The following is a 16,999-nucleotide window of genomic DNA, read 5'->3' as shown; positions in this document are numbered from 1 at the left end:
ATAGGAAGATATCTTCCCTTAAGCAAGGGTTTCGGTCAGGAGAGCACGAGATACCAGTTGAAGGCCGCGATGACGATCGCCGGGACGAGCAAGATGATGGCGGTCACCGCGCGCCGGCGATGCGCGTACTCGAACGCGACCATCGCGCCGAGCACCACGACCGCGGCCGTCATGATGCAGGCCGTGACGACGAGCGTGGGATCACCGGAGGGATCGATCGGGTTCGTCGGATCCTGGCCGAAGAACCGGGCGTTCGCGATGGCGATCGTGAAGACCCTGAACACCGCGACCGCGAGCGGCGCGATCACTCCGAGCATGAACACGCTCAGTGCGAACACCCACGTGAGTCGCCAACGACCCCGTAGCTCCCCGCTCGACACGCGCCCGCTCAGAACTTCCGCGTGAAGGGCAGCGGCTTGCGCATGCGCACGAGCAGCACGATCGGCACGAGCACGTACGGCAGGTTGAACGCGAGGAACTTCACGGGGTTCGTCGTCTGCCACTCGGGCTCGCCGAAGAACTCGACGCCGAAGACGATGATGCCCGTGATCGTCGAGATCATCGTCGCGTAGATCACGCTCGGCAGCTGGATCCAGTTCCAACCCTTGACGAGCGACGTCACGAGCACGATGTAGAACGGCATGTACACGAAGGCCGAGAGGCCCGTGACGATGCGCATCCACGTCGGCGGTTCGGCGAACAGCGGATCGGTGTCGTGCGCATACCAGTAGTTCGAGTTCACGAAGAAGTTCGATGACGGATGCGAGATGTCGACGCCGAGCGTCGGCAGGAGGTCGCTGATCAGGCTCGTGATCGTGAAGAGCGAGAAGATCACGATGAAGAACCAGTCGAAGTGCCGATCGCGCAAGCGCAGGTTCGGGGCGGGCGCAGGGACTGCCGTCATGGGTCGAGAGCGTACAGCCCGGATGCCTCGTGGTGCACGTGTTTCGTGCAGGAAAGCACCGGTGGTCGAGTAGCGACGAAGGAGCGTATCGAGACCCGCCCGCTCGTGGGTCGAGGAGGAGCGCAGCGCGCCTCGGATCACGCCCACTCGCGGGTTGAGGAGGAGCGCAGCGACGTCTCGAAGCCAGCCTGTGGACAACTCCCTGCATCTGTCACCTGTGGAGGAGAAGTCGAACGTAAATCGCTGGTCAACGGCGTGTTTCGGTCGCGTTGGAATGTCGGTGGGTGGTGCTGGAATGGGTTCATGGCAGACCTGTCGGCAGCACTCGAACACCTCGAGGTACTGCTCGCCGACGTCTTCGCCGCAACCTCGCCCGCAGCGCTTCGCGATGACGACCTGCTGCTCGCGACCGCCGCACTCGAACGCTTCGGTCGGCTGGTCGATGCCGGGCGTGCCGCGTTCGCGGGCGAGATCGCCGAACGCAGCGACCGCAACCACGGCGCCGAACGACTCTCCGCGAAGAAGGGCTGCCGCTCAGCCGTCGAACTGCTCGAACGCGTGACCCAGGTGTCCGGGGTCGAGGCGCGCCGCCGCATCACGGTCGGTGCCGCGACTCGCGCCAGGGGCGGGCTCACGGGTGAGCCGCTGCCACCGGAGCACTCGCACGTCGCCTCCGCGCTGGCCGAGGGGGCGCTCGGTCTCGACGCCGCGATCACGATCGTGCGAGAGCTCGCCCGCACGCGCGCGGTCGCCGACCCGGTGCGACTCGAGGTCGCCGAGCGCGAACTCGTCGACGCCGCCCTCGGGCGGGGCGAGGCCGCGCCCATCCGGTGCACCGCCGACGAGGTCGCCGTGCAGGCGCGCGCGTGGGCGGCGTTCCTCGATCAGGACGGCCCCGAACCCGACGACGAACGTGCCATGCGCAAACGCGGGTTCCGCCTCGGCCGCGCACGCGATGGACTCATCACCGTGTCGGGCGAGCTCATGCCCGAGATCGCTGCGAAACTGCGCCGCCTCCTCGACGCGCACCTCGCGCCGCGCTCCGACACCCTCACCTTCACCCCCACCGACGGCGCCGGGCTCCCTGACCACAGCAGGCCCGGCGACGACGGGTTCGCCGCGCAGGCCGCCCGCACCGACCCCCGCACCGCCGACCAGCACCGCCACGACGTGCTCGCCGCGATCATCGACACCGCCGCCCGCTCGGGCGAGCATCCCTCGATCGGCGGCGCGGCACCGACCGTGCTCGTCAGCGTCCGCGCCACTGATCTCCAACACGGGCGAGGCAGCGCCCACGCCGACGGCGTCGATACGCCGATCTCGCTCCGCGCTGCCCGCCACATGATGTGCACCGGCGGCGTCCAGACCGTCGTCTTCGACGACGCAGGCCGCATCATCCGGCTCGGCTCCCCCGAACGTTGCTTCACGCCGCACCAACGCCGCGCGATCACGCTCCGCGACGGCAACTGCGTCATCCCCGGCTGCACCGTCCCCGCCGCATGGGCCGAGATCCACCACGTCATCCCCGACCACCGGGGCGGCCCCACGCACCCCGACAACGGCGTGCTGCTCTGCTGGTTCCACCACCGCACCATCGACACGTCCGGCTGGACGATCCGCATGCGACTCGGAACGCCCGAAGTCCGCGCACCCCACTGGCTCGACCCAACGGGTACCTGGCGAAGATCGACCACCTCACCCACTCGACTCGCCGACCGACGAGAACGAAGAGACACCGGGTAGCCCGCACCGACGAGCGCACAGCCGCCGCGTGTAGCCTCCCCACGTGACCACGACGATCCACGCCGCCGCCGTTCTGCTCGACATGGACGGGACGCTCGTCGACTCATCCGCCGTCGTCGAACGTGTGTGGAGCGACTGGGCCGTCGAGCACGCACTCGATCCCGCCGCGGTGATGCAGGTCATCCACGGACGACAGGGGCACGCCAGCATGGCGATCCTGCTGCCCGACCGTCCCGCCGACCAGAATCTCGCCGAGAACGAGACCATGCTCGCCCGCGAGACCTCCGAGACCGACGGGGTCGTCGCGATCACCGGTGCCGGCACGTTGCTGCACGCACTCGCCGATGCCCCGCACGCACTCGTGACCTCCGCGACGCTCGCCCTCGCGACCGCACGCATGTCGGCGGCCGGCCTCACCGTGCCGGCAGTGGCGATCACCGCCGAGGACGTCACGGCGAGCAAGCCCGATCCCGAAGGCTTCCTCGCGGCAGCCGAAGTCCTGGGCGTGGCCGCCGCCGACTGCGTCGTGTTCGAGGACTCCGAAGCCGGCATCACCGCCGGACACCGCGCCGGCATGCGAGTCGTCGGCGTCGGTCCGCTCGCCGCGCTGCACGATGCCGACCACGTGGTGGCCGACCTGTCCGCGGTGCTGATCACGACGTCAGCCGACGGTGCGACGATCACGCTCCCCTGACGCGGGGTCCCGGGCACCCGCATCTCCGCCCCGCGGCGGATCCGCTGATACCGACCGCTCGCTAGCGTGGAGGGATGCCCGATCCCCTGACACCGAGCGCGCCCCCGGTCACGCCGGGCACGGAGTGGGTGCGCCCGCGCCCCGATCGTCGCGGGTACCGCAACGACCTCGCGCTCGCGCTCGTGCTCGCCGTCGGCACCGCCGCGAGCCTCGTGCTCTACCGGGCGACCGGCTGGGGCGAGGGGACCCCGTGGTGGGGATCCGTGCTCTGGGCCGCCGGCATGACGTTGCCGCTCACCGCTCGACGACGCTGGCCCGAGGCCGTCGCACTCGTGGTCTCAGCGGTCTTCATCGTCGGCGGCCAGTCGGGCGTCGGCGAGGCGCTCTTCTCGAACATCGCGCTCTTCGTCGCCATCTACACGGTGGGCGCGTGGAGCCGCAGCCGGCGCATCGCCACGATCGTGCGCGCGGTGATCGTCGTGGTGATGTTCGCGTGGCTCTTCTGGGGCCTCATCTTCTATTCGGCCGTGCAGGACCACCTGCCCGAGCTCTCGCGCGAGGGGGGCCTGCTGTCGCCCTACCTCGCCTACGGCTTCATCAACGTGCTGACGAACCTGCTGTTCTTCGGCGGCGCCTGGTACTTCGGCGACAACGCCTACCGATCGGCGCGCGCCCGGGCCGAGCTCGAGCAGCGCACCGTCGAGCTGGCCGCCGAACGCGAACGCACCCGAGCGCAGGCCGTCGCGCTCGAACGGCTGCGCATCGCGCGCGAGCTCCACGACGTCGTCGCGCACCACGTGTCGGTGATCGGGGTGCAGGCCGGGGCCGCCCGCCGCGTGCTCGCGAAGGATCCGGCCGCAGCCGCGGCCTCGCTCTCGACGATCGAGTCGAGCGCGCGCGAGGCCGTCGCCGAGCTGCACGGACTGCTCGGAACCCTTCGCAGCGACGGCGACACCGGTCCGCTCGCGGTCGGCGATGCGGCATCCACCAGCACCACCACCGACAGAGGCACAGGCACCGCCATAGGCACCGCCACAGACACTGGCACCGTCGGCAGCACGAGCCGACCGAGCGCACCCGGCGCCCTGCCCGACGAGCCGACCAGCGGGCCGGCCACCAGCACCTCCACGCGCCGACTCGATCGCCTCGACGAACTCGTCGCCGAGTCCGCCCACGGCGGCCTGCCGGTGACCCTCGCGGTCATCGGCGAACCGCGCCCCGTCTCGCCCGTCGTCGACCTCAGCGCGTACCGCATCGCCCAGGAGGCGCTCACGAACGTGCGCAAGCACGCCGGCGCCTCCGCCACGGCCGAGGTGCGCGTGCGCTGGACCGAGAGCACCCTCGAACTCGAGATCACCAACACGGGCACGACGACCGCGGTCGCCGGCACGGCACGTCGGGCGGATGCCTCGGGCGGCACCGGTCTCGGCCAGCTGGGCATGCGTGAACGAGTCGCCGCCGCCGGCGGCACGCTCGAGCTCGGACCGCGTGCGCGGGGCGGCTACCTCGTGCGCGCGAGCTTCCCGCTGCGTCGCGACGCGGAGGTACCCGCATGAGCATCCGCGTCCTCGTGGTCGACGACCAGAGCCTCGTGCGTGCCGGGTTCCGCACGATCCTCGACTCCGAGGACGGCATCGAGGTCGTCGGCGAGGCCGCCGACGGGCAGGCCGCGCTCGATCTGGTCCGCGCGCTCTCCCCCGACGTCGTCTGCATGGACGTGCAGATGCCCGGCATGGACGGCCTCGAGGCGACCCGACGCATCACCGTCGACCCCGCGACCGCCGCAGCGGTGCTCGTGCTCACGACGTTCAATCGCGAGGACTACCTGTTCTCCGCGCTCGAGGCGGGCGCGAGCGGGTTCCTGCTCAAGAACTCGAGCCCCGAGCAGCTCATCGAGGCCGTGCAAGTGGTCGCGCGCGGCGACGCACTGCTCTCGCCCGACGTCACGCGGCGGGTGATCGAGGCCGCCGCGGCGGGCCGCAACCCGCAGGGTTCGACGGTCGAGGAGCTCCCGGCGACGACGGACGCACCACGAAACCCGTCGGCCGAGGCGACCGGTGCCCTCGCCACGCTCACCGACCGCGAGCGCGAGGTGCTCGAACTGCTCGCCGAGGGCAGCTCGAACGCCGAGATCGCCGAACGACTCTGGGTCGGCGAGGCGACCGTCAAGACGCACGTCTCGAAGGTGCTCATGAAGCTCGGCCTGCGCGACCGGGTGCACGCCGTCGTCTACGCCTACGAGCACGGCGTGGTTCGTCCGCGCGGCTGACACCGCGCGGCTGACGCGCAGAGGGTTGACGTGTGCGGGAGCACGTGTGATAGTTAAGCAATTCATTAATTAAGGAGTTGCTTACATTGGTCCAGGCGAGTGACGAGCTGAGCGCGGTGTTCCAGGCGCTCGCCGATCCGACCCGTCGCGCGATGCTCTCGCGCCTGCGCGTCGGCCCGGCGACCGTCGGCGAACTCGCCGAGCCCTTCGCGATGAGCCGCCCCGCGATCTCGCAGCACCTCAAGGTGCTCGAGCGAGCCGGCCTCATCGAACGCACCGCGACGGCCCAGTGGCGAACGTGCACCCTGCGGACCGAACCTCTCGACGAGGCATCCGCGTGGGTCGAGCATCACCGCGGCGAATGGAACGACCGGTTCGACCTGCTCGCCGAGCACCTCAAGACCATGAAGGAGAATCCGCAATGACCGAGCACGACACGGCGACCGCCGACCGCTCCACCGGTTCCTCGAGCGCACCCCAGTTCACCATCACGCGCGTCTTCGACGCCCCGCGCGAGCTCGTCTGGCGCGCGTGGACCGAGCACGCCGACGTCGCGGAGTGGTGGCACCCTCGCGGCATCGCGATCAAGCCCGGCAGCATCGAGGTCGACGCGAGCGTCGGCGGGCGCTACCGGTACACGATGGTCGCACCCGACGGCACCGAGTACCCGACCGCCGGGGTGTACCGCGAACTCGACGCGCCCCGCCGGCTGGTCATGACATGGGGCTCACCCGGCGACGCCGACGATGCCGCTCCCGTGATCACGGTGACGCTGCGCGAGCTCGCCGGCGAGCGCACCGAGATGCTGTTCCACCTGGTGGGCATCGAGGGTGCTCCCGGCGACGGCAACGTGTACGACGGCTGGGACTCGGCCTTCGACGTGCTCGACGAGCACCTCGGCGCGGCCGACGCCGTCACCGACGCCGCCGACCCCGCCGTCACCGACGCTGCCGACCCCGCGGGCCCCGACGGAGCCAGCTGATGGGCCACCTCATCGTCGAACAGGTCGTCACGGCCGACGGGTACGCCGCCGACCCCGACGGCGGCATCGGCTTCTTCGAGGCCCTCATCCAGCCCGGCGAGAACGGCGAGGCCGAGCTCAACGACGCCGAACAGCTCGCCTACGTCTCGCGTGCCGACGCGATCCTGCTCGGCGCCACCACCTACCGCATGTTCGCCGACTACTGGCCGAAGGCCGATCCGGCGGTCGAGCACGTCGCCGAGCTCATCGAGCGACTTCCGAAGCTCGTCGTCTCGAACACCCTGACCGAGGCGCCCTGGGGCGACGGCCGCATCGAGATCCTCTCGGGTGACGGCGCCGCGCAGACGGCCGCGCTCAAGCAACGGTTCGACACGATCATCGTCTGGGGCAGCCTCGTGCTGACCGACGCCCTGTTCGCCGCCGGCCTCGTCGACGAACTGCACCTGCGCATCGTGCCGGTGCTGCTCGGCGACGGACGATCGTTCACCCCGCCCGCGCTCGGCGACCGCACCCTCTCGCTCGACCGAGTGGCCGAACGCCCCGGCGGCGTCGTGAGCGTGCGCTATCGCGTGCGCTGAACGAGCGGGTCGCACCGGAGGCCGGAAGCGTTCACGCTCCCGGCCTCCGGCGCACTCACCGCGGGACCGAGGTCACCGCGACACCGCACTCACGGCTGGTAGCCGTGCGGCTTCGGCAGGACGGTGACCGGCTCGCTGGATGCCGTACCGGCGGGCAGCCCCGGCACCCGAGCCGTGACCGTGAGCACGAGCTCCTTGCCCGAGATCGACGGATTCACCTTGAGCGTCGCACCCTTCGCGAACGGCACGACCGTGCCGTCGGCAGTCCACTCGTAGGTGAACTTCGCGCCGTCGACGTCCCAGACGCCGGGGTCGGCCGTGAGCGTCGCACCGGGCACCGGCGTGCCGCTGAACGACGGCGGCTCGACGGCGACCGGCGCGCCGGGGCGCACCGTGACCGTCGCGGACCCGGTCGCCGAACCGAGGGTCGCGGTGAGCACGTGCTCGCCCGCATACGCCGGCATCGAGACGGATGCCCCGTCGACGACGTCGGTCGCGACCGAGCTCGTCACCGTGACGAGGTCGGAGACGTCGCCGATCGGGTCGCCGTCGGCGTCGAGCGCCTCGACGGCGAGGTCGACCACGTCGCCCTTGTCGACCGTCGTCTCGCTCGGCGTCACCTCGAGCGAAGCGGCGACGGATGCGACATCGGCCCACTTCGCGTAGGCGACCGCGTCGGCCACGAGCACGCCGTCGAAGTCGAACGGGGTCGTCAACGCGGCATCCGCGAACCAGCCCTGGAAGACCCAGCCGTGCTCGCTCGGAGCCGGGGGCGCCACGGGCGCCGTGCCGTAGGCCACCGACTGCGGTGCGATCGGGTCGCCGTACCCGCCGAGGTCGAACGCGAGCGACACCGGGTCGACCACGCCGAATGCGCCCGACGCGGCCGCCGCAGCGGGTCCGCCGACGACCGGCAGCACGATGCGGCTCACCGCGGTGTCGACCGTGACGCTCGCGTTCGCAGTGCCGCCGATGCTGTAGCCCGACAGGTTCGTCGTCACGACCACGCCGATGCGGTGCCCGGCGGCGAACGTCGTGTCGTACGGCTCGAGCGGGAACTCGAACGCGTTCGCCTCGCCGGGCGTGACCGGCACGGCCTCGCCGTCGACGAGCGAGAACCGGTTCGACGAGTCGAGCGCACCGCGCGCGGCGCGCCAGACGTCGGTCGTCTGCGAACGACGCTCGACCTCGAGGTAGCACGCGTTGTCGTTCACGCTCTCGGCACCCAAGCAGGTGCGTTCGGCCGTGTTCTGCACGCCCTCGCCGCTCCGCGACGTGCGGGTGCCCGTGCCGTAGTCCACGAGCAGCGCGCTGAGGTTCGCCTGCGACTGCCCGAGCGACGCGGTGAGCTCGACTCGCGCGGTGCCCGAGATGCGCAGGTCGCTCGTGAGCGGCTCCGACAGGAACACGAGGCGGCCCGCCTGCGAGCCCTCCGGCGTGTTGATCACGTTGGCCTCGGAGATCGAACCCGACGGTCCGGTGAAGGTGGCCGAGGCGGCGCCGTCACCGGGCTGCAGCCGCAGGTCGCCCGCAGCGCCTGCGGTCGTCCCCGCGAGCAGCACGTCGACGTCGGTCGTGCCGGGCACCGGCCAGTTCGCCGCATCCTCGTACACTTCGGGATCGGTCTCGACCGTGGCCATCGGCTCGTCCATGATGCCGTTGTCGATGCCCTGCAGCCAGTAGTCGTACCAGCGGTGGATCGTCGAGACCCACTCCGCGCGGTTGTAGTCGAACGGGTCGGTGTGGCCGACCTTCGCGAGCCAGATCTTGCGCGGCACGTCGTGCTCGCCGAGCGCCTTCCAGTACTCGCCGACCTGGCTCATGCGCACGTTGTCGTCGTTGAGGCCGTGCGCGACGAACACCGACGCCTTCACGTCGGCGATGTCGAGCCGGTAGTCGCGCTCCGCCCAGAACGGGTTCACGTCGCCGGTCTCGTCGCCGTCGACCGTGTTCAGGGTGGCGCGCACCGGTGCGCAGAGTGCCCGACGGTCGGGGTTCGTGACGGTGTTCGACAGGCTCGCCGGGTAGTTGGTGTTGTGGGCGATGCCACCCGTGCGCGAGTAGCCGTACCAGTTCGAGATCGCCGAGATCGGCACGATCGTGGTGAGCCCCTCGACCCCGGTCGCCGCGACGCCGTTCGCGAGCGTGCCGTCGTACGACTTGCCCATCATCGCGGCCTTGCCGTTGTCCCAGTCGGCGACGGCGGGAGTGCCGTCGGCGTAGTGCCCGTCGACGCGGCCGTTGAGCCAGTCGATCACGACCTTCATGCTCTGGATGTCGCCCGGCCCGCCGTGCATCGGGCACCCGGTCGAGTTGGCCGTGCCGTCCATCTCCGCGAGGATCATCGCGTACCCGCGCGGCACGAAGTAGTTGTCGTAGAAGAGCGGCCACTTGTCGTTGAGCCCGTCGCCGTCGACGTCGGAGATGAGCTGCGACTCGTTGCCGCGCCCGAGCGTCGAGTAGTACGGGCTCGTGTCGATGATCGCCGGCACCTTGAGGCCCGCATCGCTCTCGGCCGGCCGGATGATCTCGATCGCCGTGACGTCGTCGACGCCGTCGAGGTCCTGGTCGACGCCCGCGACCGGGATCAGGACCCGCTCGCGGATCGCCTGGCCGTAGTCGAAGACCGGCGCGGTGACGCCGTCGACGATGCTCAGTTCGGGCGCGTCGTCAGCGACGGCCGAGGTCGGGAAGAGGAGGGCGCCCACGAGTGCTGCGGTGAGCCCGACGATGATGCCGGTGGCCCTGCGTCGACGACGACGCACGGGCGGCGGTTGAACCGAATCAAACGCTGACATGCCCTCTGTCTACCGAAGCGCGTCGGCGGCGCGCTAGGGAATCGACCGAAAATGTTCAACAATCACTGCGCGACGTGGCCCGCCGGATCATCGATGTCCACCGCCGGGGTGGCTTCGCCCTCCTGGTACTCGGCCGAGAGCAGCCGATACGACCGGGTCGTGAACGCCAGGAGCGCGAGCACGACCATGGCGAGTCCCGAGAACAGGAACACGAGCGCGATGCCGCGTGCCTCACCGTCGCCGAGCAGCCAGCCCCAGGCGTCCTGCCCGGCGGGCGAGTTCATGTACGGGATGATCCAGAACTGGGCGATCGGCGCGATGAGGAACGCCGTGATCGGCGCGGCCGCCGCCTCGAAGGCCTGCGCGAACCCGAACACCCGGCCCTGCCGACGGAACGGCACGACCTTCTGGATGACGGTCTGCTCGGCCGCCTCCACCACGGGGATGAGGCACATGTAGGCCCAGATGCCGAGCCCGTAGAGCAGCCACTGCTCGCGGATCGTGAAGAGGGCGCCGAGCAGCCCCATGCCGATCACGACGAGCAGCATGGTGCGGATGGGGTTCTTGCCGAGCCCCCACTTGGCGATCACGAGTCCGCCGATGATGAAGCCGGTGGCCGTGACGCCGAGCACGACGCCCCAGGCCTCCACCGGGAAGAGCGTGAGCCCGTACGGGTCCATGAGCGCCATGTAGACGCCGCCGATGAGGTTGTTGAACGTCGAGAACACGATGAGCGCGAACAGGCCCGGCGCCGCCCGGATCGCGGTGATGCTGCCGCGCAGGTCGACCGCGGGTGCACGGCCGTCTTCGCTGACGGGGCGCTCTTCGGGGATGCGCACGTACAGCAGGTGCACGAGCGCGACGAGCGTCATGCCGATCGCGATCGCGAGGGTCCAGCCCATGCCGAGCAGGCCGATCGCGAGCCCGCTGAACACGCTCGTGACGATGAAGGACAGCCCCTGCACCGTGCCGACCATGCCGTTCGCGTTCGCGTGGCGTTCGACCGGCACGAGCAGCGTCACCGTCGTCGAGAGCGCGATGTTGCGCATGTTCTCGACCACCGAGCCGAACAGGATGATGCCCGAGAACGCCCAGAACCACGGACCGCCGAGGTCGAGGAGCGACGCCTCGGGCTGCAGCAGGTAGAGCACCCCCGCGATGCCGAACGAGCCGAGCGTGACGAGGCTCGAGAAGACCATCACCCGGTGCTTGCGATGCCGGTCGACGATCGTGCCGAAGAACATCGCGAACACGGCGATGAGCAGCATGTACGCGCCGCCGATGATGCCCGTCGCGAGCACCGACTTGGTCTCGAGGTAGACCCAGAACGTGAGCGCGAACCACAGGAAGCTCGTCGTGACGTTCGCGAGCATCGTGTTGACGAGCACGTGCAGGAACGTGCGCATGCCGTTCGGTGGGGGCACGACCGTCGGCGGCGCGCCCTGCGCCGTGGTCGAGTCCGTCGCGTCGAGCCCCTCACTCACCCTGCGAGGGTAACCGGGCCCGCCGACATCCATAACCCCCTGAGCCTCGCCCGCGCGACGGTCTCGAGACGCTCCTCCGTCGCTCCTCGACCCACGAGGCCCCGGGCTCCCCCGCACGGCGGACCACCGAAACCCCCCGCCCGGCGGATGACGCCGGCCCCGCGGCATCCCTAGCGTGAAGGCATGCTCGAACTCCAGGACGTGACCAAGCACTACGGCGAGCGCCGCGCGCTCGACGCGGTGTCGTTCACCGTCGGCGACGGCCGGCTCACCGGCTTCGTCGGCGGCAACGGCGCCGGCAAGACGACGACCATGCGCATCATCCTCGGCGTGCTCGCCGCCGACGGCGGCACCGTGGCCCTCGGCGGCGCGCCGATCACGGCGAACGACCGCCGCCGGTTCGGCTACATGCCCGAGGAGCGCGGCCTCTACCCGAAGATGCGCGTGCTCGAGCAGACCGTCTACCTCGCACGACTGCACGGTTGGAGCACCGCGGCCGCGACCCGCAATGCCGTCGAGCTGCTCGAGCGACTGGGCCTCGGCGAGCGCCAGGGCGACACGATCGAGTCGCTCTCGCTCGGCAACCAGCAGCGCGCGCAGATCGCCGCGGCCCTCGTGCACCGCCCCGAGGTGCTCGTGCTCGACGAACCCTTCTCGGGCCTCGATCCGATGGCCGTCGAGACCGTGCAGGCCGTGCTCGCCGACGTCGCCGCCACCGGCGTGCCGGTGCTCTTCTCGTCGCACCAGCTCGACATCGTCGAGCGGCTCTGCGACGACCTCGTGATCATCGCGGGCGGCCGCATCGCCGCGCAGGGCACGCGGGACGAGCTGCGCAGCGCGCACGGCTCCGAGCGCTGGGAACTGCTCACGAACGGCGACGTCGGCTGGCTGCGCGGACAGGCCGGCATCACGGTCGCCGACTTCGACGGCGGCTGGGCCGTGTTCGAGGCCGATTCGGATGCCGCGCGGCAGGCGGTGCTCGCCGAGGCCGTCGCCCGCGGCGAGGTCGTGAGCTTCACCCGCGAGCACACCACGCTCGCCCAGATCTTCACGGAGGTCGTGCGATGAGCGTGCCGACGAACACCCCCGGTGATCGAGGAGCGAGCGAAGCGAGCGTCTCGAGCCCCCCGGCCGAGCCGCGCTTCGTCGACAGCGTCTCGCTCATCGCTGGCCGCGAGATCACCATGCGCCTGCGCAGCAAGGCGTTCCTCATCTCCACGGGCGTGCTCATGCTCGCCGTGCTCGCCTCGGTCGTGCTCGGCAGCCTGTTCGGCGGGCAGTCCGACCCGACGAAGGTCGCGGTCGTCGGGTCGGCGGCCGAGTCGGTCGCCGGCAACGAGGCGCTCGAGGCCGTCCCCGTCGACGACGAGGCCGCCGGCGAGCAGTTGCTGCGCGACGGCGAGGTCGATGCGATCGTCGTGCCCGATGCATCCGACCCCCTCGGCATCACGGTGATCGGGCTCGACCAGACGCCCAACGGCGTCGTGGGGGCGCTCTCGGTGCGGCCGAGCGTCGAACTGCTCGAGCCGGCCGCCGTCGATCCCGGTCTCGCGTACCTCGTGGCGTTCGGCTTCGGCATCGTGTTCTTCATGTCGGCGCTCACGTTCGGCACGACGATCGCGCAGTCGGTCGTCGAGGAGAAGCAGACCCGCGTCGTCGAGATCCTGCTCTCGACCGTGTCGGCGCGCGCCCTGCTGACGGGCAAGGTGATCGGCAACAGCGTGCTCGCGTTCGGGCAGATCCTCGCGATCGCGGTGCTGGCGATCGCCGGGCTCATGCTCACAGGCCAGAAGGTGCTCCTCGGCGGACTCGGCAGCTCGGTGATCTGGTTCGTCGTGTTCTTCGCCATCGGCTTCGTGATGCTCGCCGCCCTGTTCGCCGCGACGGCCGCGATGGTGTCGCGCTCCGAGGACATCGGGTCGGTCACGACGCCCGTGACGATGCTCGTGATGATCCCGTACTTCCTCGTCGTCTTCTTCTTCGACGACCCGACGGTGCTCACGATCATGAGCTACGTCCCGTTCTCGGCGCCGGTCGGCATGCCCGTGCGCATCTTCCTCGGTCAGGCCGAGTGGTGGGAACCGATCGTCTCGCTCGTGATCCTCGTCGCCACGACGGCGATCGCCGTCGCGATCGGCGAGCGCATCTACCGCAACTCGCTCCTGCGCACGGGTGCGCGGGTGCCCCTCGCCGAGGCGCTGCGCGGGTAGCGACGCCGCGCGCCTCGGCGCGACAGACTGCGGGCGGATGCCTCGGGGTGGGGGCCCCGCGGCATCCGCCCGCTTCACGCGATGCGGTTGCAGGATGATGCAGCCGGCACACCCGCATACAGCGGTGGTGACCGGCTCATCCTGCAAGTTCGGGTCCGCCCGCGGCATCCGTGCGCGGATTCCCGCCCGCACGCGCGATCCCTGCGCCGCCCGTCACGATGCTTGCCCGCCCCCGGATGCGAGGATGGTTCGGTGAACTCTCCGCTCCACGACACGACCTTCCGCGGCTTCGCCTCCGACAACTACTCGGGCGTGCACCCCGAGGTGCTCGCCGCCATCGCCACGGCCAACGACGGCCACCAGGTGGCGTACGGCGAGGACGTCTACACCGAGCGCCTGCAGCAGGTGTTCGCCCACCACTTCGGCGAGGGCGTCGAGGCGTTCCCCGTGTTCAACGGCACGGGCGCCAACGTGACCGGCCTGCAGTCGATGCTGCCGCGCTGGGGCGCCGTGGTCAGCGCCAAGACGGCGCACATCAACTCCGACGAGGGCGGGGCGCCCGAGCGCGTCGGCGGCATCAAGCTGCTCACCGTCGCCGCGCCCGACGGCAAGCTCACCCCCGAGCTCATCGACGAGGAGGCGTGGGGCTGGGGCGACGAGCACCGCGCGCAGCCGCTCGTCGTGTCGATCACGCAGACCTCCGAGCTCGGCACCGCGTACACCGTCGACGAGGTGCGCGCGATCGCCGAGCACGCCCACTCGCTCGGCATGAAGCTGCACATGGACGGCGCCCGCCTGTCGAACGCGGGTGCCTCGCTCGGCGTTCCGCTGCGCGCATTTACCCGCGACGCCGGCGTCGACGTGCTGAGCGTGGGCGGCACCAAGAACGGATGCCTCGGCGCCGAGGCGATCGTGGTGCTGAACCCCGAGGCATCCGAGGGCCTGAAGTACCTGCGCAAGCTCAACATGCAGCTCGCCTCGAAGATGCGCTTCGTGTCGGCCCAGCTCATCGCGCTCTACGAGGGCGACCTGTGGCTGCGCAACGCGACCCACGCCAACGCGATGGCCTCGCGCCTGCGCGACGCGCTCGACGCGGGCATCGCGGCGGGCGAGCTGCCCGGCCTCGGTTTCAGCCAGGCGACGCAGTCGAACGGCGTATTCGCGACCCTGCCGCAGGGTGTCGCCGACCGGCTCCGCGACCGCGGCTTCCGCTTCTACGACTGGGATGCCGCGCGCGGCGAGGTGCGCTGGATGTGCGGCTTCGACACGAGCGAGGACGACATCGACGCGTTCGTCGCGGGCATCCGCGAGGAGCTCACCCGGTCGGTCGAGTAGCGCGCAGCGCGTATCGAGACCACGGTCGGTCGAGTAGCGCGCAGCGCGTATCGAGACCACCCGGTCGGGCGCGCCACGTAGCGCGCCCACGGCGCACGCGAACGGGCGCGGCATCCGATTCGGATGCCGCGCCCGTCGCCGTGCGGGGGCCGGAGCCTACCGCCCGATCGCGTGCAGCGCCTTCACGATGCCCGCGCCGTAGAACCCGTTGGGCGAGCCGTCGCCCTCGCAGGTGTGCGTCGCCGTCACAGTGTTGCCCGCGGGCAGGTGCCGCGTGTAGGTGAAGTCGGCCGGAACCGGGCAGTCCTTCGCCGTCGCCGTGCCGAGCAGGATCTGCTCGACGGTCGCCGGGTCGAGGGTCTTGCCGGTGTGGCCCGTCTTCGGGTCGACCTTGCCGTACTGGCTGACGATGAGCGCGGCGACGCCCACGGCGTGCGGCGAGGCCATCGACGTGCCCTGCAGGTACTGGTAGTACGCGCAGGTCTTGCCCGACGTGTCGCAGCTCTTCACGACGGCCGGCGTGGTGGGCTCGCCGTTCTCGTCGATCGTGCCCTCGATCGCACCGAGCGACTCGGGGTAGGCCGCGAGGATGCCCTTCGTGATGTCGCGGGTGTCGTCGGCGGTGTCGTAGACGTCGCCGCCGGGCGCCGCCACGTCGATGTACCCGTTGCCGTAGCTCGAGTAGTACGCCTTGCGCTCGGAGACGCCGGTGCTCGAGACCGAGATGACGCCGTCGGCCTCGGCCGGCATCGACACGCACGAGGCGGGGTCGACGAGGTCGCGCACGTAGGCAGCCTCACCGGGCACCGACGCGAAGTCGGGGCTCGTGGCGTCGGTCATCGGCTTCGTGTAGTCGATGGCCTCGTTGCCTGCGGCGGCGATGAGGGTCACGCCGCGCTCGCGGGCGTAGTCGAGCGCCCGCTGCATCGCCTCGATGACGGTCGCCTGCTCCTGCTTGTCCTCGGCCGAGTCCTCGGGCTGGTTCGTGCAGTTGAAGAGCCACGGGTCGACGTAGTAGCTCATGTTGACCACGTCGATGCCGTTGTCGCCCGCGTAGGTGAGCGCGTCGACGGACGGCTCGAGGAAGAAGTACCCCGAGTCCTGCCCGGCGCGCAGGTTGACGAGCGACACGTTGGGCGCGACGCCCGCCATGCCGAGGCCGTTGATCGGCGAGCCGATCGTCGAGGCGACGTGGGTGCCGTGACCGTTCTCGTCGACGTTCGCGGCGTCGTTGCACGACGCGTCGGGCTCGGCGTCGCACGGCCCGTCGATGTCGGCGCCGTTCGCGTCGACCGGCACGTCGACCGTGAAGTTGCGGCTGAGCGCGTTGTCGAAGTTCGGGGCGATGTCGGGGTGGGTGCCGTCGACACCGGTGTCGATGATGCCGACCTTGACCTGCTTCGAGCCCTTCTGCCACTTGTACGACCCGTCGGCCGTGGCGCCGATCTGCTGCATGTCCCACTGCAGCGAGGCGAGCGGCTCGCCCTTGCCGGCGGGGGCCTTGGCCTTGCCCTTGGCGGCGCCCTTCGCGAGGGTCGCGCCCTCCGTGAGGTCGCGCTCGGCGGCGTCGACCTTCTTGGCCTTGCCCTTGGCCGCGCCCGCCCCCGGCACGCCGCCGATGATGCGGTTCTGCGCGGTGCCCTGGATCACGGCCTGGTCGGCCGCAGCGGCGGTGAAGCCGTCGCCCGCCTGCACGGTGGCGACGCCGACGGCGTCGTTCTCGGAGACCACCGTGCCGCCCGCAGCTTCGACCGCGGCGCGCGCATCGGCGCTCGACGTTCCCTCGGCGAAGAGCACGACGTATTCGTGCTCACCGCCCGAACCGGTCCCGACGGCCCCCGCGGGTGACGCGGCGAGCGCGGTGAAACCGATCGCTAGCGCTGACGCTGCTGCGATGGATCGCATCTTCAGCATGAAGCATCCTTCCTCATTGACGGATCTTGCCGGGGCAATGCTCGCACAGGGCGGGCGCGGGCGATAGGGGCTTCACGAAGAGTTCGAC

At 70.5% G+C, this 16,999-nt stretch carries 15 protein-coding genes; 10 read left to right on the top strand and 5 right to left on the bottom strand.

Annotated elements, in window-relative coordinates:
- Positions 1-35 precede the first annotated feature (35 nt).
- Positions 36-338, bottom strand: a complete 303-nt coding sequence (locus tag MUN74_RS10160; RefSeq protein ID WP_244851942.1) for a hypothetical protein — start codon at positions 336-338, stop codon at positions 36-38.
- Between the two features lie 50 nt (positions 339-388).
- Entirely contained in the window at positions 389-904 is a 516-nt protein-coding gene (locus MUN74_RS10155) for an EXPERA domain-containing protein (RefSeq protein WP_244851941.1), read from the bottom strand.
- 303 nt (positions 905-1,207) lie between these two features.
- On the opposite strand from MUN74_RS10155, the gene MUN74_RS10150 reads away from it, so the two are divergent.
- The 7 genes from MUN74_RS10150 to MUN74_RS10120 all read left to right on the top strand — a co-directional run bounded on the left by MUN74_RS10150 (position 1,208) and on the right by MUN74_RS10120 (position 7,170).
- Complete coding sequence (locus MUN74_RS10150; protein WP_244851940.1) at positions 1,208-2,647, top strand: HNH endonuclease signature motif containing protein; 1,440 nt, start codon at positions 1,208-1,210, stop codon at positions 2,645-2,647.
- 43 nt (positions 2,648-2,690) lie between these two features.
- The gene (locus MUN74_RS10145) at positions 2,691-3,341 is read left to right on the top strand and encodes an HAD-IA family hydrolase (RefSeq protein WP_244851939.1); all 651 of its coding nucleotides are present in this window, start codon (positions 2,691-2,693) and stop codon (positions 3,339-3,341) included.
- A 74-nt stretch (positions 3,342-3,415) separates the two neighbouring features.
- Complete coding sequence (locus MUN74_RS10140) at positions 3,416-4,897, top strand: sensor histidine kinase (RefSeq protein WP_244851938.1); 1,482 nt, start codon at positions 3,416-3,418, stop codon at positions 4,895-4,897.
- Positions 4,894-5,610: a response regulator gene (locus MUN74_RS10135; RefSeq protein ID WP_244851937.1), complete on the top strand. Its 717-nt coding sequence runs from the start codon at positions 4,894-4,896 to the stop codon at positions 5,608-5,610. The genes MUN74_RS10140 and MUN74_RS10135 overlap by 4 nt, the downstream gene beginning before the upstream one ends.
- 86 nt (positions 5,611-5,696) lie before the next feature.
- Positions 5,697-6,035 carry an ArsR/SmtB family transcription factor gene (locus tag MUN74_RS10130; protein WP_244851936.1) on the top strand — a complete coding sequence of 113 codons (339 nt, stop codon included), beginning with the start codon at positions 5,697-5,699 and terminating at the stop codon, positions 6,033-6,035.
- Positions 6,032-6,592: an SRPBCC family protein gene (locus tag MUN74_RS10125; RefSeq protein ID WP_244851935.1), complete on the top strand. Its 561-nt coding sequence runs from the start codon at positions 6,032-6,034 to the stop codon at positions 6,590-6,592. The genes MUN74_RS10130 and MUN74_RS10125 overlap by 4 nt, the downstream gene beginning before the upstream one ends.
- Positions 6,592-7,170 carry a dihydrofolate reductase family protein gene (locus MUN74_RS10120; protein ID WP_244851934.1) on the top strand — a complete coding sequence of 193 codons (579 nt, stop codon included), beginning with the start codon at positions 6,592-6,594 and terminating at the stop codon, positions 7,168-7,170. The genes MUN74_RS10125 and MUN74_RS10120 overlap by 1 nt, the downstream gene beginning before the upstream one ends.
- 89 nt (positions 7,171-7,259) lie before the next feature.
- Here the strand turns inward: MUN74_RS10120 and MUN74_RS10115 are convergent, their stop codons facing one another.
- Together MUN74_RS10115 and MUN74_RS10110 are read right to left on the bottom strand one after the other, a co-directional pair.
- A complete protein-coding gene (locus tag MUN74_RS10115; RefSeq protein ID WP_244851933.1) occupies positions 7,260-9,968 on the bottom strand; it encodes a CocE/NonD family hydrolase in 2,709 nt (902 codons plus the stop codon).
- 62 nt (positions 9,969-10,030) lie between these two features.
- Positions 10,031-11,374: an MFS transporter gene (locus MUN74_RS10110; RefSeq protein ID WP_244856419.1), complete on the bottom strand. Its 1,344-nt coding sequence runs from the start codon at positions 11,372-11,374 to the stop codon at positions 10,031-10,033.
- Positions 11,375-11,635: 261 nt separating this feature from the next.
- Here MUN74_RS10110 and MUN74_RS10105 point away from each other — a divergent pair, with 261 nt between their 5' ends.
- From MUN74_RS10105 to MUN74_RS10095, 3 genes are all read left to right on the top strand, one after another.
- Positions 11,636-12,520, top strand: a complete 885-nt coding sequence (locus MUN74_RS10105) for an ABC transporter ATP-binding protein (protein ID WP_244851932.1) — start codon at positions 11,636-11,638, stop codon at positions 12,518-12,520.
- Positions 12,517-13,662 carry an ABC transporter permease gene (locus MUN74_RS10100; RefSeq protein ID WP_370647288.1) on the top strand — a complete coding sequence of 382 codons (1,146 nt, stop codon included), beginning with the start codon at positions 12,517-12,519 and terminating at the stop codon, positions 13,660-13,662. The genes MUN74_RS10105 and MUN74_RS10100 overlap by 4 nt, the downstream gene beginning before the upstream one ends.
- Positions 13,663-13,914: 252 nt before the next feature.
- Positions 13,915-14,997, top strand: a complete 1,083-nt coding sequence (locus tag MUN74_RS10095; protein ID WP_244851931.1) for a threonine aldolase family protein — start codon at positions 13,915-13,917, stop codon at positions 14,995-14,997.
- A gap of 156 nt (positions 14,998-15,153) precedes the next feature.
- Here the strand turns inward: MUN74_RS10095 and MUN74_RS10090 are convergent, their stop codons facing one another.
- Positions 15,154-16,911: a S8 family serine peptidase gene (locus tag MUN74_RS10090; protein ID WP_244851930.1), complete on the bottom strand. Its 1,758-nt coding sequence runs from the start codon at positions 16,909-16,911 to the stop codon at positions 15,154-15,156.
- Positions 16,912-16,999: the final 88 nt, after the last annotated feature.

This window comes from Agromyces sp. H17E-10, assembly GCF_022919715.1.
Lineage (GTDB): Bacteria > Actinomycetota > Actinomycetes > Actinomycetales > Microbacteriaceae > Agromyces.
This window is presented reverse-complemented; position numbering and strand designations above follow the sequence as displayed.

Coding starts and splice junctions, on each gene's coding strand:
- MUN74_RS10155 (WP_244851941.1), bottom strand. CDS start 904: ATGACGGCAGTCCCTGCGCCCGCCCCGAACCTGCGCTTGCGCGATCGG.
- MUN74_RS10150 (WP_244851940.1), top strand. CDS start 1,208: ATGGCAGACCTGTCGGCAGCACTCGAACACCTCGAGGTACTGCTCGCC.
- MUN74_RS10140 (WP_244851938.1), top strand. CDS start 3,416: ATGCCCGATCCCCTGACACCGAGCGCGCCCCCGGTCACGCCGGGCACG.
- MUN74_RS10135 (WP_244851937.1), top strand. CDS start 4,894: ATGAGCATCCGCGTCCTCGTGGTCGACGACCAGAGCCTCGTGCGTGCC.
- MUN74_RS10125 (WP_244851935.1), top strand. CDS start 6,032: ATGACCGAGCACGACACGGCGACCGCCGACCGCTCCACCGGTTCCTCG.
- MUN74_RS10120 (WP_244851934.1), top strand. CDS start 6,592: ATGGGCCACCTCATCGTCGAACAGGTCGTCACGGCCGACGGGTACGCC.
- MUN74_RS10115 (WP_244851933.1), bottom strand. CDS start 9,968: ATGTCAGCGTTTGATTCGGTTCAACCGCCGCCCGTGCGTCGTCGTCGA.
- MUN74_RS10110 (WP_244856419.1), bottom strand. CDS start 11,374: ATGCGCACGTTCCTGCACGTGCTCGTCAACACGATGCTCGCGAACGTC.
- MUN74_RS10105 (WP_244851932.1), top strand. CDS start 11,636: ATGCTCGAACTCCAGGACGTGACCAAGCACTACGGCGAGCGCCGCGCG.
- MUN74_RS10100 (WP_370647288.1), top strand. CDS start 12,517: ATGAGCGTGCCGACGAACACCCCCGGTGATCGAGGAGCGAGCGAAGCG.
- MUN74_RS10090 (WP_244851930.1), bottom strand. CDS start 16,911: ATGCTGAAGATGCGATCCATCGCAGCAGCGTCAGCGCTAGCGATCGGT.